The sequence below is a fragment of the Hyphomicrobium sp. genome (assembly GCF_009026145.1).
In the GTDB taxonomy this organism is placed as follows: Bacteria; Pseudomonadota; Alphaproteobacteria; order Rhizobiales; family Hyphomicrobiaceae; genus Hyphomicrobium_A.
In genome coordinates this window covers 114,632-134,095 of the sequence record NZ_WBUE01000003.1, presented here as the reverse complement: position 1 = coordinate 134,095, position 19,464 = coordinate 114,632, and the positions used below count along the sequence as shown (strand labels likewise).

At 63.3% G+C, this 19,464-nt stretch carries 23 protein-coding genes; 6 read left to right on the top strand and 17 right to left on the bottom strand.

The window, feature by feature from the left end; translation table 11 throughout:
* Positions 1–51: 51 nt before the first annotated feature.
* The 3 genes from F9K20_RS04035 to F9K20_RS04025 form a co-directional block, all read right to left on the bottom strand.
* Positions 52–333, bottom strand: coding sequence for a hypothetical protein (locus tag F9K20_RS04035; protein WP_290997599.1), 282 nt, complete (start codon positions 331–333; stop codon positions 52–54).
* 23 nt (positions 334–356) lie between these two features.
* A complete protein-coding gene (locus F9K20_RS04030) occupies positions 357–752 on the bottom strand; it encodes a GYD domain-containing protein (protein WP_290997597.1) in 396 nt (131 codons plus the stop codon).
* Between the two features lie 70 nt (positions 753–822).
* Positions 823–1,953 carry an MBL fold metallo-hydrolase gene (locus F9K20_RS04025; protein ID WP_290997595.1) on the bottom strand — a complete coding sequence of 377 codons (1,131 nt, stop codon included), beginning with the start codon at positions 1,951–1,953 and terminating at the stop codon, positions 823–825.
* 502 nt (positions 1,954–2,455) lie between these two features.
* Here F9K20_RS04025 and F9K20_RS04020 point away from each other — a divergent pair.
* The 3 genes from F9K20_RS04020 to F9K20_RS04010 are packed head-to-tail and all read left to right on the top strand — an operon-like array spanning position 2,456 to position 4,600.
* Positions 2,456–2,665 (top strand): ChaB family protein, encoded by a 210-nt coding sequence (locus F9K20_RS04020; protein ID WP_290997593.1) that lies wholly within the window; start codon positions 2,456–2,458, stop codon positions 2,663–2,665.
* A gap of 51 nt (positions 2,666–2,716) precedes the next feature.
* Positions 2,717–3,157 carry an archease gene (locus F9K20_RS04015; RefSeq protein ID WP_290997591.1) on the top strand — a complete coding sequence of 147 codons (441 nt, stop codon included), beginning with the start codon at positions 2,717–2,719 and terminating at the stop codon, positions 3,155–3,157.
* Positions 3,158–3,169: 12 nt separating this feature from the next.
* Complete coding sequence (locus F9K20_RS04010; protein ID WP_290997589.1) at positions 3,170–4,600, top strand: RtcB family protein; 1,431 nt, start codon at positions 3,170–3,172, stop codon at positions 4,598–4,600.
* Between the two features lie 56 nt (positions 4,601–4,656).
* On the opposite strand, the gene F9K20_RS04005 is transcribed toward F9K20_RS04010, so the two are convergent.
* Positions 4,657–5,382, bottom strand: coding sequence for a BON domain-containing protein (locus F9K20_RS04005; RefSeq protein WP_290997587.1), 726 nt, complete (start codon positions 5,380–5,382; stop codon positions 4,657–4,659).
* A 192-nt stretch (positions 5,383–5,574) separates the two neighbouring features.
* Between F9K20_RS04005 and F9K20_RS04000 the strand changes: the two genes are divergently transcribed.
* Positions 5,575–6,000, top strand: a complete 426-nt coding sequence (locus F9K20_RS04000) for a DUF3775 domain-containing protein (RefSeq protein WP_290997585.1) — start codon at positions 5,575–5,577, stop codon at positions 5,998–6,000.
* Positions 6,001–6,057: 57 nt separating this feature from the next.
* Complete coding sequence (locus tag F9K20_RS03995) at positions 6,058–6,570, top strand: BCAM0308 family protein (RefSeq protein ID WP_290997583.1); 513 nt, start codon at positions 6,058–6,060, stop codon at positions 6,568–6,570.
* Between the two features lie 267 nt (positions 6,571–6,837).
* Here F9K20_RS03995 and F9K20_RS03990 read toward each other — a convergent pair whose 3' ends face one another.
* The 5 genes from F9K20_RS03990 to F9K20_RS03970 all read right to left on the bottom strand — a co-directional run bounded on the left by F9K20_RS03990 (position 6,838) and on the right by F9K20_RS03970 (position 9,822).
* Positions 6,838–7,203 carry a hypothetical protein gene (locus tag F9K20_RS03990; RefSeq protein WP_290997581.1) on the bottom strand — a complete coding sequence of 122 codons (366 nt, stop codon included), beginning with the start codon at positions 7,201–7,203 and terminating at the stop codon, positions 6,838–6,840.
* 114 nt (positions 7,204–7,317) lie between these two features.
* On the bottom strand, positions 7,318–7,734 hold the full coding sequence (locus F9K20_RS03985; RefSeq protein ID WP_290997579.1) for a CBS domain-containing protein: 417 nt from the start codon (positions 7,732–7,734) through the stop codon (positions 7,318–7,320).
* 58 nt (positions 7,735–7,792) lie between these two features.
* Positions 7,793–8,032, bottom strand: coding sequence for a hypothetical protein (locus F9K20_RS03980; protein ID WP_290997577.1), 240 nt, complete (start codon positions 8,030–8,032; stop codon positions 7,793–7,795).
* A 103-nt stretch (positions 8,033–8,135) separates the two neighbouring features.
* Positions 8,136–8,567 carry an Rrf2 family transcriptional regulator gene (locus F9K20_RS03975; RefSeq protein ID WP_290997574.1) on the bottom strand — a complete coding sequence of 144 codons (432 nt, stop codon included), beginning with the start codon at positions 8,565–8,567 and terminating at the stop codon, positions 8,136–8,138.
* 43 nt (positions 8,568–8,610) lie between these two features.
* On the bottom strand, positions 8,611–9,822 hold the full coding sequence (locus F9K20_RS03970; RefSeq protein WP_290997572.1) for an NnrS family protein: 1,212 nt from the start codon (positions 9,820–9,822) through the stop codon (positions 8,611–8,613).
* Positions 9,823–10,008: 186 nt separating this feature from the next.
* On the opposite strand from F9K20_RS03970, the gene fdxA reads away from it, so the two are divergent.
* Positions 10,009–10,368: a ferredoxin FdxA gene (gene fdxA, locus F9K20_RS03965; RefSeq protein ID WP_290997571.1), complete on the top strand. Its 360-nt coding sequence runs from the start codon at positions 10,009–10,011 to the stop codon at positions 10,366–10,368.
* Between the two features lie 29 nt (positions 10,369–10,397).
* Here the strand turns inward: fdxA and F9K20_RS03960 are convergent, their stop codons facing one another.
* The 8 genes from F9K20_RS03960 to F9K20_RS03925 all read right to left on the bottom strand — a co-directional run bounded on the left by F9K20_RS03960 (position 10,398) and on the right by F9K20_RS03925 (position 19,462).
* Entirely contained in the window at positions 10,398–11,210 is an 813-nt protein-coding gene (locus tag F9K20_RS03960) for a class I SAM-dependent methyltransferase (RefSeq protein WP_290997569.1), read from the bottom strand.
* A 27-nt stretch (positions 11,211–11,237) separates the two neighbouring features.
* Positions 11,238–13,616 carry a TonB-dependent receptor gene (locus F9K20_RS03955; RefSeq protein WP_290997567.1) on the bottom strand — a complete coding sequence of 793 codons (2,379 nt, stop codon included), beginning with the start codon at positions 13,614–13,616 and terminating at the stop codon, positions 11,238–11,240.
* Between the two features lie 178 nt (positions 13,617–13,794).
* The gene (locus F9K20_RS03950) at positions 13,795–14,346 is read right to left on the bottom strand and encodes an AraC family transcriptional regulator (RefSeq protein WP_290997565.1); all 552 of its coding nucleotides are present in this window, start codon (positions 14,344–14,346) and stop codon (positions 13,795–13,797) included.
* 509 nt (positions 14,347–14,855) lie between these two features.
* The gene (locus F9K20_RS03945) at positions 14,856–15,848 is read right to left on the bottom strand and encodes an FAD:protein FMN transferase (protein ID WP_290997563.1); all 993 of its coding nucleotides are present in this window, start codon (positions 15,846–15,848) and stop codon (positions 14,856–14,858) included.
* Positions 15,845–16,369 (bottom strand): nitrous oxide reductase accessory protein NosL, encoded by a 525-nt coding sequence (locus F9K20_RS03940; RefSeq protein WP_290997561.1) that lies wholly within the window; start codon positions 16,367–16,369, stop codon positions 15,845–15,847. Before F9K20_RS03940 ends, F9K20_RS03945 begins: the two co-directional genes overlap by 4 nt.
* Complete coding sequence (locus F9K20_RS03935; RefSeq protein WP_290997559.1) at positions 16,366–17,190, bottom strand: ABC transporter permease subunit; 825 nt, start codon at positions 17,188–17,190, stop codon at positions 16,366–16,368. Before F9K20_RS03935 ends, F9K20_RS03940 begins: the two co-directional genes overlap by 4 nt.
* Complete coding sequence (locus tag F9K20_RS03930; RefSeq protein WP_290997557.1) at positions 17,183–18,118, bottom strand: ABC transporter ATP-binding protein; 936 nt, start codon at positions 18,116–18,118, stop codon at positions 17,183–17,185. Before F9K20_RS03930 ends, F9K20_RS03935 begins: the two co-directional genes overlap by 8 nt.
* A gap of 9 nt (positions 18,119–18,127) precedes the next feature.
* Complete coding sequence (locus tag F9K20_RS03925) at positions 18,128–19,462, bottom strand: nitrous oxide reductase family maturation protein NosD (RefSeq protein WP_290997555.1); 1,335 nt, start codon at positions 19,460–19,462, stop codon at positions 18,128–18,130.
* Positions 19,463–19,464 lie beyond the last annotated feature (2 nt).

The window sequence follows — 19,464 nt, the reverse complement described above, 5'->3', positions numbered from 1 at the left end:
ATCCTCCCATCCGATGGTGCACCCCAGGCGATACAGTGGCGTTCATGCGCCTCAGGCGGACGACATCGGGCTTCTCTTCCCGACGCTGGTCAACGTCGCGCCGTCTTCGGTGTGGGGGCGTTGGAACAACGTCAGATCCCACTCGGCGTGGCTCTCATCGAGGCGCAGGATATAGAGACTATCGTCGTCGCCTTTGAGCTTGAAGTAGCGGTAATCCGGCCCGTGCCATTGGTCGAGATTCTCAGCCACTTCGATGCAGCGCTCATCGAAGAAGATTCGGCTGGGCATCTCTACGCCGCCGTAGCCTGCGTAGGTCTCGACGCGCACACGCATGCGCTGGGCTCCTCGCGGTTGGCTTAATTTGGACTAATCGCCGCGACAGGGGCGGGCGGCAAATAACGGACGAGCTCGGTGAACTTCTCCCACTCGGTAGCCCCCCAGACTTCGGTGGTCGCATGTCCAAAGGTGCGGATAATGGTAGCGACCTTCGTTGCCATTTCGATGTCCGGTGCCGTGAAGATGTCGAGGTAGTCGGCGGGCCCGAGCACCACGTAGCTCGCTTTCCAGGCGACACCCTTGCAGTCAGCGCGGATGCGCTCCATGACCTCGTGGCTGAGGCTTTCGAGTGAGCTTGGGGATCGCAGCGCCTGGTGGCTCAGACGGGTGAGCATGATGAAGGTGGCCATGGTTAACACCTTGTTGCTGAGCGTATTGTCTGGCGGACAGTTCACGCCGCGCATCAATTCGTGCATTGACCATCGTCAACGCTCTGGGAATTTCGATCGTTCGGCAAAACGGTGACGTGCCCATGAGCCTCTCCTCCTAGCCGCCACGGAAGGCGGTCTCGGCCTCGCGCGCGAGACGCTCCCCATGACCTTGATAGCGGGGGGAGTAATGCAGCGTCACTAGACGCTTGACGTTCGCGAGGCGCGCCAGCGTGCCGGCCTGGTGTGCGGTAAGGTGCTGACGCTCGGCCGCGCGGGCACAGTCCTCCTGCAAGAACGCTGCTTCGATGAAGAGGACGTCGGCGTCCTTCGCGAGCGCGACAACGCGGGCTGCGTTAGCCTCTGTGAACCCGCAGTCGACTACGTATGCGATCTTCCGTCCCGAAGTAACGCGCATGATATCCCGCTTCAGCGCGCCGAGGGGCAGGCTTTCGGGGCGCTCACCACGCGCGCCGGTCCAGGCGACCTCGATGGGAGTATCCTCCGGACTGCCGTGCAGGATCGCCTCCTTGAAGGCGCCGAGCCAACGGCCGACGGCGAGCCCCATCGCTTCCAGCTTGTTACGCCAGATGTTGATGTGAGCGCGTTCCTCCAGCGCGAATGCCAGAGCTGGGACGCCATGCTCGATTATCGTCGTGCGCACCAGAAAGCCAGGCTCCTGCAGCAAGACGAAGTCATCGCCCATTGCGCTCTCGTCATCGACGCGCGCGAACGCAACCCTTCCCGGGAATTGCGCGGAAGTGAGGCGTCCATCCGCGTCAATCTCGGTGACGCGTAGGACTGGGTTGCTTTCATAGCGTGCAATGAGATTCCACGTATAGGCTTTCAGCTTGTGCTCAATGGACTCGATGAGGCCAGTGGAGCCGTAGAACCTGACAGTCGTTTCTCGGCCAAGTATGCACCTCAATAGCTGGTCGAAGCCGACGAAATGATCCATGTGCCGGTGGCTGACGAACACGTCGCTGACGCGTAGCAGGCTCCGCGGCGACAGTGGCGCAAGGTCGCCGAGGTCGAACAGCAACGCACGCCGCTCGAATACGAGATCGACGTAGAGGGCCGGATCGCCGAAGGGACCGTTGACGAGATGCGGGTCGAAGTGTCTGGACATGGCGATCTTGCTGACGCAAAGGTTGGCCGCGAAGATATCACTCAATCGTTTTCGCCGCGTTTGCTGCCGGTAGGCAAGATAGCCGGCGCGCCGCGCCTTGGAATCGCGCTTTGCCGTCAAGTTGGATCTCATCCGCTTGGAGCTTGACGGCGTAGCGCGCGGGGCCCCGGGATCTGAACCGAAATGCGGCGCGCTTCGGCGATGCCGATATCCCCGGCGGTCGCTGCGGAGTCTTCGCGCGTGATGACATTGAGGCTCTCGCTGCGGCCTGCGAGTGGCGCTGAGAGCTTTCCGGACAGCAGTTCGGTTGGCTTCCACCGATCCGCGTCGTAGCGATGAGCTCCTTTGGGGCATCACCATCGCACGCTAGAGGGTGATGAGCTCTTTCGGGTGTCTCGCAAACGCAGGGAGCGCCGCAAGCGCCTCAATGTCTAGGTCGAGGACATGCGTGGATAGAAGGAGAACTGGGCAACGACGGTCATGTCGAAAATCCGTTTAGCCCACGCATTGTTGCCAATCGCGAGGCATGTTTGATCTTCCGCAATGCCGGCGGCTTGCAGGCAATTACCCTCCTATTAACGTTCAGACCGCTAATCGGTACGAAATTGCGGAGGTGCGGCCCGTGCCTTATGCAACGAACGCCGATCTTCCTGTCTCGGTTCGCCGGCATCTCCCCGAGCATGCCCAGGACATTTTCCGAGCGACCTTCAATCACGCGTTCGCGGCGCGTGCAGGCGACCCACGCCAAGAGGAGGCGGCTCATCGCATTGCCTGGGCGGCCGTCAAGCGCTCTTACGTCAAGGCCGGTGATCGCTGGGTCGAACGGCTCTAGCTGAGCCGCGGGCATGGCTCGCAGGAGCGCAGGGCGATAGGAACTACGTGCATGATCGGCTCCGCAACCGCCGCAACGACATCGGGATGGGAGCACTTCCCGCATGGTGCCGACGTCGGCGTGCGTGGCTGGGGAGCGACCCCCGAGGAGGCGTTCGAACAGGCGGCGCTAGCGTTGACTGCCATCGCGACGGATGCGGAGGTGAAGTCGAATATCTCCGTTGAGGTGAGATGCGATGCGCCCGACATTGAACTCTTGTTTGTCGAATGGCTCAACGCGATCATCTACGAGATGGCCACTCGTAGCATGCTCTTTGGGCGCTTTGCGGTGCGCATCGACGGATCGCGGCTGGACGGCACTCTGCGGGGCGAACCTGTCGACATTGCCGGCCACGAGCCCGTCTGCGAGCCGAAGGGCGCCACGTACACATCATTGCGCGTCGCCAAGGAACCGGATGGCACATGGTCAGCCGCCTGTGTCGTCGATGTTTGAAAGGACTTGGCGATGGATCCCGCACGCCTCACCGAAGTAGATCCGACGACGTGGCGCATAGAGCCGCATGGCGGCATGCGAGTCCCGGCCATCATCTATGCGGACGAGGGCCTCATTCGGGACATTGACGACAAGGTCTACGAGCAGGCGGCGAACGTGGCCACGCTGCCGGGCATCGTGCGCGCGTCCTACGCCATGCCGGATGCGCATTGGGGATATGGCTTCCCAATTGGCGGTGTTGCGGCATTCGATCCCGAGGAGGGTGGCGTCGTCTCCGCGGGGGGCGTCGGATTCGACATCTCTTGCGGCGTGCGAACGATGCTCACCGGTCTTTCGGTTGCCGACATTCTGCCTGTGCAGAGGTCACTCGCTGAATCGCTCTACGAGCAGATTCCCGCTGGCCTCGGGAGTAAAGGGTCGATTTCGCTCGACGCCATGGAAATGGAGGAAATGCTGGCGGGCGGCGCACATTGGGCTGTCGAACAGGGTTGGGGCGAGGCGCGCGACCTTGCGCGGATCGAAGAGGGCGGCACGATGGCGGGCGCCCGGCCGGAGTACGTCTCAAGCCGCGCCAAGGAGCGCCAGCGCCGGGAAATGGGAACGCTCGGTTCGGGCAACCACTACTTGGAGGTGCAGGCGGTTGACGAGATCTACGATGCTGTCGTGGCCACGGCATTCGGTCTGGCGCAGGACAATGTGGTGGTGACCGTCCATTGCGGCTCGCGCGGCCTTGGCCATCAGATCGGTACGGAATTCCTCAAGGAGATGGTCGTCACCGCGGCGGAAGCCGGGATCGAGCTGCCTGATCGCGAACTCGCATGCGCACCCATCAATTCCGAGGTCGGGCAGCGCTATCTCGGAGCGATGCGGGCGGCGATCAACTGCGCGCTCGCCAACCGGGAAATCCTTGGCCACTACGCGCGCCGCGTCTTTCATCACTTCTTCCCGACCCGGGAGCTCGAACTCCTCTTTGACGTCTCGCACAACACCTGCAAGGTGGAGCCGCACGCCATTGACGGGAAGGTGCGAGACCTCTTCGTGCATCGCAAGGGCGCCACGCGCGCCTTCGGGCCTGGGCATCCGAGTCTCCCCGAGGCGCTGCGCTCGGTGGGCCAACCCGTGCTTATCGGCGGTAGCATGGGAACCGGTTCCCACATTCTCGCCGGAACGGCAACGAGCGAGGAGAAGGCTTTCTCCTCAGCGTGCCACGGCGCCGGCCGGGCGCTTTCCCGCCATGCCGCACTGAGACGCTGGAGCGGCCGACTCATTGTCGATGAGCTTGCCTCGCGGGGCATCATCATCCGTAGCCCATCCTCTCGTGGCGTCGCCGAGGAGGCCCCTGGGGCCTACAAGGATGTCGGGGCGGTCGTCGCAGCGGCCGAGCGTGCGGGGCTGGCGCGCCGTGTGGCGCGCCTGCGCCCGCTCATCTGCATCAAGGGCTGAGGGCGATCGGCGGTCAAGCAGCAATGACAATGGGCGGAACGGCCAACCTTGCCGGTTCATGCGACTTTGATCTCGTTGACCACATTGTCGACTCCGAAAATGCACCACGCATCGTCTTCAGCGCGCTCGCGCTCCGTCTCCGTCGGCACCAGACCAGTAAGTTGCACGACGCAGCCCGTGACGGTTGCGCGCACCTGTCCCGCATTAACGAAGGGATCCTTCTCGAGTGCGAGGCGGACCGCCTCGGCGATGTGATCAGGGCCGTCGTCTTCAGGTGGGTCCACCACAATCCCGTTGACCACGTCGCGCGTTCCCGGAATCCACCAAGCGATGAGGCCCGCCAGTCGCTTACTTTCGAGACCGGGCACGCGCCCGTTCAATGTGACCACGCCATCCGCAACCTCGATGTCCAGGCAGCCGTAGGATTCGTCCGGGGCGCCTTGCACCTGCTGAAACGAGCCGTGCCTGAACTCTCTGATCGCGAACCTCTTGAAGGCCGGCTCGTCGATGTAGGCACCGCGTAAATGTGCTCGGATCTCGCCATCGCCCATACTGGCCGCACGTGCAACGTGCAGACGATCGACAATGCCGACGATACCCGGAACGGCCGCGAGGCGCTCCAATGCGATCTTCTTCACAGCCACGCTCGGCGCCTCGGCCTCGATCGTCACCGTGCCATCCGCATTGAGAACGATGTGAACGCTCTTCAGCTTGTGGTCCAGCCTGACCTCACCTTTGAGGGCTGCCCGCGCCTGATCCAAAAGCTGGCTTTCCGCGCTCATTCCGAACTCCTCCGCGACGGGTGGTAGCCCGCTCGCTTGTGATTTCGCGACGCGGACCGATGTTATGGGGAGGATAACCTGGCCCCATTGACTTGCCGCAAGGACACGGACAGGCGCCGGCGCCTATTTGTTGGAGCACGCTGGCAACAGTTCGACGCACAGCGTTACCGAGAGACTAACGTGGAGCGTAAAATGGATCCGGCTGAGCCCACTGAGCTCGCGATCTCACCCGAGAAGGTCTGCTTCGTCATCATCAAGGCGCGCGAGTTCGACGTAAAGGATCTCGTCACGGAGCCTGATCCAGGCTCCAATCCCACGGACGATAGGATGGTCGCCGTGCTCGAGGACCACAAGGACGATCCTGTCATCCAAGAGCTGACGTCCTGCATCGCCGCGATGAGCGAGGACGAGCAAATCGATCTCGTGGCGCTGGCTTGGCTGGGCCGCGGTGACTACACGGCGGACGATTGGGAGAGTGTGCGCGAGGAAGCGGCGCGGGCCCACAACGAGAGGACGGCGCGCTACTTGCTCGGCATGCCACTGCTCAGCGATTACCTCGAGGAGGGATTGGGAATGCTCGGCTACTCCTGTGAGCCATTCGAGATCAACCGACTCTAGGCGCCTCTAACCTACCGACGGCTTTAGAGCTTCCGTTTCCGCGAAAGGCGGTGGATCATGAAAGAACGCGACATTCATCGCGAACGGCAGCGCCACGACACGATCAAATCGCATCTCATCGAGCCACACCGGCACGATCCGTACAAGGCGCGGCACAAGCTATCGTCGCCGAGCGTGTGCCCGCAGTGCGGCGCGGTCTTTTGCGATGGCCGCTGGCAGTGGGTGGAGCAGACGCCGGAGGGGGCGCCCAAGGAAGTCTGCCCAGCCTGCCACCGCGCCAATGACAGGTTCCCGGCGGGCGAGATCGTCTTGGGTGGAATCTTCTTGAAGGCACACCGCGACGAAATCCTCCAACTCGTACGCAATATACAAGAGGATCAGAACGTCGAGCATCCCATGTCGCGCATCATCGATATTGTCGATCGTGACGACGCGATGGTGGTAATGACGACGGATATTCATCTGCCGCGGCGTATCGGCCACGCGCTCGAGCATGCTTACAAAGGCAAGCTCGACGTGCACTACAACGAGGAAGAATACTTCGTGCGAGTCCGGTGGCACCGCGATTGACGCGCGGCGCAGTCCTCGTCGGTTCGAGCCCGCTCGATCTCAGCTCTCGCAGCCGATGGGTTCGCGCGTTGCGCTCGTAAAGATTCTCAAGCATGCGCCCACCAGCCTCAGACATTGCGATCTAGGTCCGGACGGCAACAATGTCGGGTGCTCTCGTCAAAAGTCGAAGTCATGAGCTTCGAGGGTATCCGGCCGCCGGGCACAGAGTCGATCAGCATCAGCAGGCGTTAGCGGCTCGCTGAGAAATAGGCGTAGCGCCCGCGAGGCTCAGATATCGTCGACGATCACGACGCGAAACGTGCGCATGACGCCATCATGCTCCTTGAACGAAACGTACTCGCCAAGACTGAACTGGTGCTTGTCGAGGCGAAACCCTGGCTCGTCATCCTCTACTGTCGCTGGATTGTAGTCGATGGCCCAAGTTCCACCCCGCCTATGAACGAGACGGCCGACCTCCTCCGTGCCGGCCCAAAAGCGCCGCACCTTGCAGCGGTCGCGCAGCTTATGCCACTCCGCGGCATCTAGGCGCCCATTGATATCCAGCGGCGCAACAAGCTCATATCCGCGCTCGGTGCTTCCATCAGGAAAATCGTGATCGCGCGCCAGTTCGATGCGGATGAACTTCAATGGCATCTTCTTCCTTCCAGCTAGGGCCGTCTTAACCACATCCTCAGGCGGCAGCCTGGAGCTGCCGCCTGCCTCGAGCCGCGGCGAGACGGTGTGTATCGCCGCCCCGCCGCTTTCTTTTCAGGCGTGATGCGCCGCTACGGCCTGCAAGACTTCCCGCGCCTTGCCGGGCACGGCTTTTGATATGTCGCCGAGGCTGACCATACCGACCACGTGGTCGTTCTCGTCAGTGACCGGAACGCGGCGAATCTGCTTGCCTTCCATTATATCGAGGACATCGCGTACCTTGTCCGTGTCGTGGCAGCAAACAACGCCCTTCGTCATCACGTCTTGGGCCGTCAGCTGCGAAAGGTCTTTTCCGCTGGCAACAGCGCGCACGGTGATGTCGCGGTCCGTCACCATCCCAACGAGTTGGCCATTGCTGCCGACCGGAATAGCCCCGATATCCGCCTCGCGCATCTTCTTGGCGAGCTTGGTAACCGGCGTGTCGGGCGCCATGATCTCGACGCCCTTGTGCATCAAGTCGCGAACTTTCATTTTTCAACTCCTCTGACGCGAACGGGTTCATTGCGACGGAAGATCAAAAGGCCCCACCTCATTGCAGAGCTTGCCGCAACCGGACGTATGCGTGCTTCAGTTCGGACCCGAGCTCTCTCATAGTGCTGCTCAGCTCGCCCGCAGTCTTCTCCAACTCAGCCTTCGCCTTGAAAGAGTGCCAGCGCTTTTCGAGCTCGGCCCATTGATCCTGCACGTCCTTTGACCCGAGATGGATCTTTAGCTTTGCCTCGTCGCGGGCTGTCTTAAGGTCATCGATAAACTTTTGCATATCGGGCATCGTACACCTCCGCCACTTCAGCATCGCGTCTTGCGGCGGGCCTGCACTGACCTAAATCAAAGTCGGAAGATTCATGCCTCAAAAGCCGGCTTAGAGGTGGTCTTCAGGCGGGCTCGAGGATGGAGCGGAAGTCCCGCGGCCTCAGCGCGATGCTGGCCAGCGTGTGGCTGTCGAGCACACTGAGGAACTGCTGCAGCGCGTCGCGAAGCACGCCCTGCAGCTTGCAGCACTTGGTGATGACGCACTGGTTCCCGGTGGCAAGGCACTCGACGAGGGCGAAATCCGGCTCGGTCGCCCTGACCACGTCCCCGAGCACGATCTCTTCCGCCGGTTTGGCGAGCCGCAGGCCGCCCGATCGCCCCCGCACGGCGACGAGATAGCCGGCACGCGTCAGCGTCGCCGCAACCTTCATGAGGTGTGCCCGCGAAATTCCGTAGGCGTCGGCCATCTCCTCGATGGTGACGAGGCGGTCGCCAGCCGCGTGCGTATACATCAGCATGCGCAGGGAGTAGTCCGAGAACAGCGTGAGGCGCATGGCGCACCTTCAATTTAGATCGGCTGCCGGCTTGGGCCACACCTCATTGTCGTGGCCTGGTGAGCATTGGCCAGTAGATGAGCGCGAAGCCGCCGAAGGCTATCACCCATGCGGCGGCGGAAACGTGCAGCATCGGCATGCGCGCGACATCGAACGCCGCCACGATGCGCGCGGCGGCAGCCGTCAGCGCCGCCACGTAGAGCCCTGTGATGGGCCAGCTCGCCGTCAGCTCACGCCCCGAGTGCCCGAGGCTCGCGCGCGTCATCACGGCGAGCGTCATGAGGCCGACAGCCCCGACGGTCCAGCCGTGCAGCGCGCCGCTCGCAACGATGACGTCCGGCGCAAGGATGGAAAGTGCAACGAGGAAGAAGCCCAACGGAACGAATGCATAGCCGACGTGCAGAACCAGAACCAAGGCTTCGCCTATCGTGCGGTCGCCGGCCCAGCGTGCCAGTCGCGCCGTGTGAGCGGTACCGGCGATGAGCAGCAGAACGGCCGTGACGCCATTGTCGGGCGCCACGATCCATCCGAGCAGCGCGACCGCCGTGGCAATGACCACCAGCGCGTCGAAGCGTTCGAAGGGGACCGGCAAGCGTCCGGGGAAATGCTGGACCAGCCAATTCCTGGTAAAGCTCGGAATGATGCGCCCGCCGATGAGCGAGATCAGCAGCACGACGGCGGCGATGCCGATGCGCTTGCCGTAGCCATCTGTGCCCCCCAGAAGGGCCTCGCCGTGAAACACCGCATTGCCGGCGAGCAGCAGGCTGACCAGCACGAGAACGCGCAGGTTCCTGTAATTGCGCCCCGCAACGATCTCGCGCGCGATGACGGCGATCAAGGTTGCGAGGAAGGCGAGATCGATGGTGGCCGCCAGCCATGGTCCGATCAGAGCAGAGCTCGCGATCGCGACGCGCCCGGCAATCCAGAGGAGAAACAACGCCAGCAGCGGCGTCCCCAGGATCGGCAGCCGTCCCGTCCAATTCGGCACGGCGGTCAGCAGGAAGCCGGAGACGATCGCCGGCAGGAAGCCGTAAAGCAGCTCGTGGGCATGCCAATCAACAGGATTGAACGCGGTCGGCAGCGTCAACAAGCCTTCCAGCATCGGGAGCCAAAGCGCGAGGGCGAGGGCGGCCCAGATGCTGCCGCCGAGAAAGAAAGGGCGAAAGCCAAAGCTTAAGAACGCCGGCCCGCGGTAGGCGCGGATCTGTTGCGCGGAAGATGCCGTGGGGAAGGTTCTGGCTGACGGGCTCGCCATGGGGATTCTCAGTATCGGCGTCGCCCAGCAAGGGCCGATCTGCGTCGATGTTTCGCTGGCGACGCCTATGCGTTAAAAGAGGTATATGTGATATTTCTTTTAGCTTGAGAGAGCACGATCGTCAAACGTTGTGGTGGGAGCGATGGTCGCAGCAGAAAGCAGAGAATAGATCAAATCGAGGCGGTCATGACGTATGTCGTCACCGAGAACTGTATCAAGTGCAAGTATACGGACTGCGTGGAAGTCTGCCCCGTGGACTGCTTCTATGAGGGCGAGAACATGCTCGTGATCAATCCTGACGAGTGTATTGATTGCGGCGTCTGCGTTCCCGAGTGTCCGGCACAGGCGATCATCGCCGATACCGAGCGAGCGGCGACGGCGCAGTGGCTCGACCTCAATCGCAAATATTCCGAGCTGTGGCCCAATATCACGGGCCGCAAGGCCCCGCTGCCCGATGCCGATGCGCAGAATGGCCGGCCCGGCAAGGCCGCCGAGCTTTCCCCGCTGCCTGGGGACGCCGAACTCGCTGAGGTTGCCGGCAAATAGAGCGCGCGGCCTGAGCCGCGCATGGGCGCCTACTTGCGCGCGACGATCGAGATCGCGTTGAGATGCGCGCGGTGCTTGTGAAAAGTCCGCCTCATCTTGAGCACGCGGCGGCGGGCGTCGCGGTCCATGGCGACGTTTCTCAGGAACCGCAGGGCTCCAAGGAGACCCTCATCGGCGACGAGACGTGCCGGCCGCAGCAGGTTCATCGGCGCAAGCCGTATGCACTCCACATGAAATCCGACTGACTCAAGAAGGCTGCGCCATTCTCCGGGCGTAAGCGGCCGCGCACCGACGTGAATGGCCGAGGAGAGTGCAGCTTCGATGTCTCCCTTTACGTGGGCGGAGACGTCGTCAGGAACGATTGCCAGCTCGTGAATGCCATAGCGTCCACCCTGATGTAGCACGCGGTACGCCTCCTGCATGATCTGTTGCTTGTGTTCAGACGGGTTCATCGACAGCATCGCCTCGCCAACGACGACGGTGGCGACCCCATCTGCAAGGCCGGTCGCCTCGGCCGGCCCAATGCTGACGGAGACGTTGGGTTGGACAGGGAGCTGTTGCGCTGTCCACGCTGCAGCGGCGGAATCACGTTCCACGCCGGTGTAGGAATGCGGCGTTCTCTGCAGAATGAGGCGTGCGGTCACGCCGAGGCCAGGGGCAAACTCCACCACATCATCGTCGCGGCCGACCGAAATATCCGCCAAGAGTCCGCGCGTCATCGCGATGCCGCCAGGTCGCAGCACCCTTTTGCCGAGCCGGGCGAGCAGCCAATGGCCGGGCATCTTGTCGGCTCGAAGATCATGGCCGGGGAGCCGCTCGGCCTGGTCATTTTTCGCGATCATCACGCCCATCGTCCGTTTCCACTCATGTCAGAATCGGTTCGTCGTGCCGACGATGAACGCGCGCCCGTCGCCCGGTAGGAAGGCCGCCTGATCTGCCACAGCCTTGTCGGAGATCAGCGTGGAGGCGGCGTACTTCACATCAAAGACATTGAGCACGTTGAGATAGACGTCGGTGCCCGCTGTCACAGCGTATGCGCCGCGCAGGTCGACGACGGCATAGCTGTCCTGAAAGAGGGAGTTGGCGTTGTCGACCGGCGTTTCCCCGGGGCGCCAATGCAGGACGCCTGCCAATGTGAAGCCGCTCGGATCATCATATTGAAGCTGGAAGTCGATGTTGTGGCGCGCTGCGCCCGCCAGACGGTTATCCCCGAATACGGGGTCGTCATCGAAGCGGAAGTCTTGGTACGTGTAGGCCACCCGAGTCCAGATCGTTTCCGTCCAATGGTGCGCGACGCCGAGTTCGATGCCGGCGTGCGTCGTCTTATCGGCATTGACAGTGCCGAGCGAGGCGCCCGACTGATCGCGGAGTGAGAGCAGCTCGTCCTCGATCCAGGAATAGTAGGCAACCGCATCCCAGCGGAAAGAGTTGAAGCTGCCGCGCCAGCCGATCTCTGCAGTGGTCGCCGTTTGCGCATCAAGGTCGTTGGTCGTGAAGCCAAGGGGGCCGGAGTTTGGCGTGCCTCCCGTCGTCGCCAGCAAGTCCTCGAAGGTTGGCGGCTCGAAGCTGCGGCTCACGGCGGCAAACAGCATGCTGTGGTTGTCGGGGCGCACCTGAAGGCTGAGGCTGGGCGTCCAGCCTTCGTAGGTGCGGCTGAAGCTGGTATCCACAGCCGGAACAGCCGCCGGATAGGTGGCTGGGTTGGGCGGAGGGCCGCCGTTGCGCAGCGTCGGACGAGACGCCAAACCGTAGGTGTCCTCATTGTCCCTGTCGGCCCAGGAGTAGGCAAGGGAAGCGGCCAACGTCATGTTGCGCGCGATGGGGATATTGGCACCGGCATAGAGGGATAGGGTCTGGGCCTCCAGCTCGTTCGAGCCGAACAGTGCCCCCTTCTGCCCGTTCTTATTGTGGAAGTACGTGCGGTCGGCAGTTCCCGTCTGATACAGCGCATTCATCTCGAACAGCGGCAGGGGCGCCGATGGTGCCGGCCGATAGACGTAGCGCGCCAGGGTCGCAACATCATAGCCATCCGTGACGCGCACGCCGTTGGCGATGGGGAAGGTGAACGTGTCGTCGGTGTTGATGTACGACGCGCCGACATCGAAGCCGTGGGCGCCGAAGCTGGCTGCCGTGCGTGATCCGACGCGGAACTGCTCGGCCTCGCGATACGGCCGGTCACGCACGACATTGGGGCCCGGATTGAGCAGCGTTGACGGAGGAACGAACGTCGGGCCCGCATGTATCTGCGTCGGGTCGGCCTCCAATTCCTGCTTGGTCAGAGGTCCGGGGATGTCGAAGCTCAACTGTGTGTAGTCGACGAATAGCCGCGTCCTGACGTTATCGTTGATGCGGACGCCGCCATTGAGGCTGAGAGCCGTTCGATCTGAATCGTTGTGCTCGCGAAATCCGTCTCGGGTCGTGCGGCTTGCCTGCGCCGTGGCATCGAGATCGCCCTGGCGCGCGCTGGAGCTGACGGCGCCGTTGAAGTAACCGAAGCTGCCGCCCTCGGCGGTGACCACCGTGCCCGGCGCATCAACGCCATTCGGCGAGACGAAGTTGATGGCGCCGCCGAGGACCGTGGCGCCAAGCCGGTTCGCGGTATAGCCGCGGAACACCTCGATGAAGTCGGTCAGCCTCGGGTCCGGCAGGGCGACGATGTACGATCCGTCGGCGCGATTGACGGGCAGGCCGTCCTTGAGGAACAGAAGGCCGCGCTCAACCGGATTGGTCTGCAGGCCCGATCCACGGATGTGAATTTTCGGCTGGTCGTTGCCGCCGAAAAACGACTGCACGATCACGCCCGGAACCGAGTCCAGGGCGTCGACAATCGAGCGGCTCGCTTTTCCTTCGAGCTCCTTCTCGGTGACGATCGCCGTGCCGCCCGCTGTGGCCTGCAGCCTCTCGCGTGACTGCTGCTCGGCTGCGGCCGACGCGGGCTCGGCAGGCGCCGGCGCGGGAGCGGCAGCTGCACCGGCGGGTTTCTTGCTCTTGCGAGATCCTTTGGTGGTCGGAGCCGGCTTGCTGGCATCCGTGTCGACGACTAGCGGCTCGAGCGCGATACCGCCACCTGGCGCGGCTGATTGCGCATGCGCGGCCGATGCCAGGGCGCTTGCCGCGAAAGCGGCCAGGGTGGCGGCTAACGAGGCTTTGCGATCCGATGCGCGGGTGGGTGAGGGGACGCTGCCGCCGTTTCGATCATGCTTGCGAGCTGCGGCCCCAGCTAACGTACCAACTCGTACTCTACGCATCCCGGTACTCCCGATACGCAAACGCCAACTACACGGCGGGAACCGCGACAAGGTTGGCCGACGCCATCACAGGCTCGGGCACCAACGTCCCCCCGGAGCTGATTAGAGTGGGAGAGCACCGGCAGGCGCCCCCAGGTGGCAGCGCGCGCACTCCATTCGGGAGGATTTTGCGGCTGACCTATTGTCCGCGGCGGCCGGCAGAATGCCGGTACTGGGCGGGGTTCAAGTCGAACCGGCGCCGAAAGGCCCGGGCGAATTGACTTGGATTGGTGAACCCGACCTCGAGTGCGATCTCGGCAACGCTCAGCCCGCTGTGCAGCAGTAGGTCCTGCGCTGTCGCGAGGCGTTTGCCGCGCGAGAAGCTTGCGATGCTGTCGCCGTAGCGGCACTTGAAGCAGCGCTTGAGATCGCATTCATTCATGCCAACGAGCGCGCTGAGCTCCGCTATGGTCGGCGGATCGTCGAGACGCTGGCTGAGGATTTCCGCTGCAAGGCGCAGCTTGGTCACGGTCCTCTGCGGCAGGGTCTGCCCCTCGGACCCAGCTGAGGGAGCCATGTTGTGCTTGCTGTAGGCCCAGGCAAGCAGGGCTAGGATGGACTGCTCTGCGGTCAGGATATCGGCATCGTCGTGAAAGCCTAGGTCGAGCAATCCCCTCGCGTACGGCAAGCTTCGCTCGTCAATGTCGATCTGCTCGTCGAGGCTCGTACCATCGTTGCTGCGGCCGTGCATGAGAAAGCGCCCCACCTGGCATCCGAGACCACGGGGACATCCCGCGCACCAGGAGTCGGGAAAGGAAACAACGACCGCCAACGTGGTGACAGGATCGAACACGATCCGTCGCGCGCTGCGCCCGATCGGTTGGCGCAGGATGTGCAGCGCGTGCAAGCACAAGTGCCGTGAGCCGCCACGACCATCGTCCGCGTAAACTGCGGCTCGTCCCGAGACGGTGACGCAGAAGCAGCTGCCTCCCGTGGGGAGGAGCACCGACTGCCCCTGGCGTCGCACGAGGTTCAACTGAATGCCACCGCGCAGGAAGATCGACCTATTGCCGGGCTCAGAATCTAGGTGAGCGTTGTGAGAGCCGACGGCGCCATCTCGCAGATCTTCTATCGTTGAACGCATGTAACGCCTTCCGACGGCTGAACCAGGCACGCTCCCCATACCAGTACTAATATTGTTGACAAGCAACGTAAAGAATGTGCGCGCGCCGCAAACTGTCACGCATTGCCCGGATACTCTCAGAGCCAGTGAGGGGCGCCGCTGCCGAACGGGACGACGTAGGCGCGGGCGTTGGTGCCGAGCAGCCTCGGCGCGCATTCGGCTGGGGCAACGTACAAAGCCGTCGAGAGCCCGTCGGCGCGCGTGGCCGTATCGGCGACGACCGTCACGCTGGACCACTGCCGGGGCGTCTGTCCCGTGCCCGGGTCGAGAATGTGCGGGAAGCGGCGCCCCCGGTCAAACGAGAAGCCATACCCTCCCGAGGTCGCCATGGCGCCACTCGTCAAGGGAAGCTCGGCCAACATGGTGCCCGGTGCGGAGGGATCGGCGATCCCGACGCGCCAAGCATCGCCGGTCCACTTGGGGCCGAGCGCCAGGTGCTCGCCCATGTTGACTAGGACGTGCCGGAAACCGCGCTGGCGCAACAGTGCAGCGACGCGATCGGTGACGTAGCCCTGAGCAATGCCGTTGAGCGTGATGGCCATGCGCTGCCTACGCAGGCGGACTTCGGCGCCATTGATCTCGACGGCGCGCCAGTCGACCAGCCGCTTTGCTGCGGCCACGGCATTCACGGACGGGCCGTCGGCGGAGGCAGTGGCTTCAGCGAAGTGGCGGGCATAGAGGCTCCACAGCGGCTGAACCGTCGGGTCGAACGCACCATCGCTGAGCGCGGCGATGCCCAACGCCGCAGACAGCAGCTCGCGCATGTCGGCAGGAGTATCGGCGAGGTGACCCGCGGTGTTCAGCCGGACAAGTGCACTGTCCGGTCGATGCAAGCTGAAGATGGCTTCAAGGCGCGCAACTTCGCCGAGACACGCCGCGATGGCCTCGTTGGCCGCGCAGGCATCATGGTGCTGAAGGCTGAGCCGCGCCTGTGCGCCGAGCGCGATCCCCTCCCATTCAAATGTCGTCGGCGTTGACGCAAGCGAGCCGCGTGACACTAGAGGCGCGACGCAGCCGGCGGCAAGTACAGTGATGAAACGACGACGATCGACTGACCGGTTGAGGCTCATCGCAGAGCTCCGTCGTTTTCCGCGCCGGTCTGGGCTGCGACGACTTCCTCGCGCACCGCGGCATAGTCGATGATGCGGCCTCCGAACTCATGGATGAAGGCTTCGGCCTTTGCGCGCTCCTTGAATGGCACGATCTCGAGACCGCCCATCGTCGCCGTCTTGTTGCTACCGATGACATACAAGGCCCCGTCGGCGGCGATCCAGCTGCCCGCCGCCGGTCGCTCCCAGGTGCCCATCCCCATGTCGTTGACCCAGAAGCCGTCGATCTCACCCTCGCTGACGAGGTCCTGTCCAACGTAGGTCAGCGCATCGCGCACCGACGTGAACCAGAACCGAGCTACCGCCCCCTTGAGAAGCAGTTGCCCCTTGGGACCCGCGTGCTCGGCAAGGGACATGCCGCAATAGTAGCCGGCCGAGTGCGAGTCCGGCTCAGTTGGGGCTGCTGCCACACCGCCGGTGCCGTTGTCGCAGCCGGCGACTGCCAACGCGAGTGAGAGCGCAACTGCTGCAATACGTTTCATGCTTCCCTCCGCTCGAACAGGCGTGCCGCTAGACTCAAGGGAATGGCGACCCAGGCCAGCAGAACGGCGAGAAGCACCAATGGCGCGAAGTGCACGGACGCCGACAATCCAGCCATGCCGGAGAACTGACGGATGCCTTCGAAGGCCGTCAGGTTGAACAGCCGGTACGTGTCGGCGGGATTGAGCAGCAGCAGGTTGGGAAAGACGCTCGCGCCAATCCGGCCCTGGCTGGCGACGAGGCCGCCCATAAGCGCCAGATCGTAGACGATGACGAAGAAGAGCCAGACACCGACGGCCATGCCGGCCGCGGTACCGCGTTCTCGGACCAAGACGCTGATGAGGTAAGCGAGGGCGAGGAACGAAAGACCGAGCAGAATGGTGCTGATGGTGAGGCCAACGAACGCCAGCATGCTCTCGGCGTCGGCTCCATTCATTGCGGCAGCTGCGGCGCCGGCCGTGCCGTAGCCCAATAGAGTCGCGAGGGCGAGGATTGTCGCCTGGCCCAGGAACTTGCCGACGACGATCTCGAGGCGCGAGACCGGGTAGGTGAGCATGAGCAGGAGGCAGCCGCGCTCGTGCTCACCGACAATGGCATCGTAGCCGAGCAGCAAAGCGATCAGCGGGATTAGGAAGATCGTCAGGCTGGAGATGCTCACCACGGTAACGGCAAGCGGCTTTGCCTCGAGGAGCCCTGTCGGTGACGAACCAATGAACGTGAGGGCGAAGGCCAGTGCCGCGAGGAGTAGGGTGATAGCGGCGACCCACTTATTGCGCAGACCGTCGCGGAATTCCTTGCGAGCGATGACGAGAGCGCTATTCATGGCTTCCTCCCGCTTGCTGCTCCGACGTAATTGGCTGGCCGCTATAGTGAAGATAGAGGTCGTCGAGGCTGGGCAGCCGTACCTCGATGTCCGAGCATGCTCCGTTGAGACCAGCAAGTTTGCGCACCAGTGCCATTTTGTCGGCTGCGGCGCAGTCGATATCGATCCCGTCCTGCCCGGAACGCAGCGTTTTCGCGAGCGCGCCGTTGAGGCGCTGCGCAATGGCGGCGGCATCGCCCTGGACGCGTATCTTCACGGGAAGGCCGGCTTCCCGCCGCAGATGCTCGAGATCGCCGAAGGCGACCAGCCGTCCTTGGCGCATGACGGCGGCGAGATCGGTGCGCGCCTCGAGCTCGGTGAGAACGTGGGAGGACAGGATCACCGTCGTTCCATTCGCAGCCAGCTGCCGGATAATGTGAAAGAACTCGTGCCGCAGGATCGGGTCGAGCCCAGTCGTCGGCTCGTCGAGCAGCAGCAGGCGCGGCGTTCCAAGCAGTGCCTGGGCCAAGCCGAGCCTTTGGCGCATGCCCTTCGAGTAGGTCTTGACCCGGCGTGCTGCCGCGAAGGCGAGGCCAACGCGCTCCAGCAGCGCGGGTACCTCGGCAGGAGAGCGCCTCTTCAAACGGGCGTAGAAGGCAAGCGTATCAGTGCCGGTCAGCTCGTCGTGAAAGGCTACGTTTTCGGGGAGGAAACCCAAGTTTTCGCGGAACGATTTCCCGGCGGTCGCCGGATCGACGCCGAGAACCTCGATGCGCCCGCTCGTCGGCTTGGTGAGGCCGAGGATCAGCTTCATCAGCGTCGTCTTGCCGGCACCGTTGTGGCCGATGAGGGCGACGCACTTTCCTTGCGGCACGGCAAAGCTGACGGCGTCGAGCACGGGCTGACCATCGTAGGCCTTGCGGACATTGTCGGCTGTGATGATTGACATCGTCGGTCCTCACATGCTCGGCCGAGCATCGGCGGCCATCTGCGCGGGATCGCGCGGCGCGGGGGTCAGATCGACACCTTGGGGCAGTGCCGCCCGCGGCTCCTTCGGCTGCATAAGCGGGAAGCTGTCGATCGCTCCGCCCGGATAGAGCGTCGGAAACTGCTGCTGGACATAGCGCAGGGTTGCGATCGCCGGGCTCGAGACGAGCAGCTTCGATAGGGGATATCGCCACAGCATCCAGTCGACGAGGGAGTTCGGCCGGTAGGCGGTATCGGCGATGCCGTCTCCGTCGAGATCGAAGGCCGGGTTGTCGCTCCAGTAGTTGCCGCGCCCGTCCTTCGACCACTCGTAGTGCTTGAGCCCGGTGTATTTGACCTGCGTCTCATTGGCGAGAAAGCTGTTGCCGTAGAACTTGTTGTTCTCCGAGCCGCCGGTGAAGTGCACGCCGATGCCGCACTGCTCGAGCCGGTTGTCGTGGATGTCGTTGCTCGTCGACGTGTAGACGAAGAGGCACTTTTCGCCGGTCCCGTAGACGTAGTTCTCCGCTGCCTCGGCATGGTGCGTGGTGTGCAGCATCAGGCCGTGCTGCAGATCGCCGACCGAAACATTGCGGAACACCTTGAGACGATCCGAGTACATGAGGGCGAAGCCAACGTGATTGCGGATCGAAACGTTGCCGGTCACCTCGTTGCGGTTGGCGTACATGTAATGGACGGCGAAGCGCAGTCTCTCGAGGCGATTGCCATGGATGACGTTGCCGTGGCTGATCTCGATGTAGACGCCGTCGCGCCCGCCAACGACTTCATTCGCCTCGATCCGTGAGCCCGTCGTGTTCCAGATGTGGATGCCGTTGCCGCGGTCGTTGAGCCACAGATCGTTCCGGTTGGCGATCCGGTTTCCGCGCACGAGCGCGTCCTTGCATCCGTGCAGCACGATGCCGAACAGGTTGTTCTCGAGGATGTTTCTCTCGATCAGAGGGCGATCGGCGCCTTGCTCGATATAGATACCGCTGTCGAAGTCCTCGCCCCGCTTGCCGGAGTTGCGCAGTGTCAGTCCGCGCACCGCGACATCGGGCGCGAGGATCTTGACGACGGTTCCGGTTCCGCCGGCGTCGACGACAGCGCCTGCCGCTCCCTCGAGCGTCAGGCGCTTGTCGATGACGAGTGGTCCCGCATGCGTACCGGCTGCAAGCAGTAGCCGATCGCCGGGGGCCGCCTTGGCCACCGCCTCGATGAGCGACGTGGCGCCCGGCGCCACGTGCACATCGGCGGCCTGCGCAGGGGTGCCCAATACGAGGGCAAACCCTGCGACTGCCGCCGTCAGCGCTGGCCGGAAGGCAATCATGA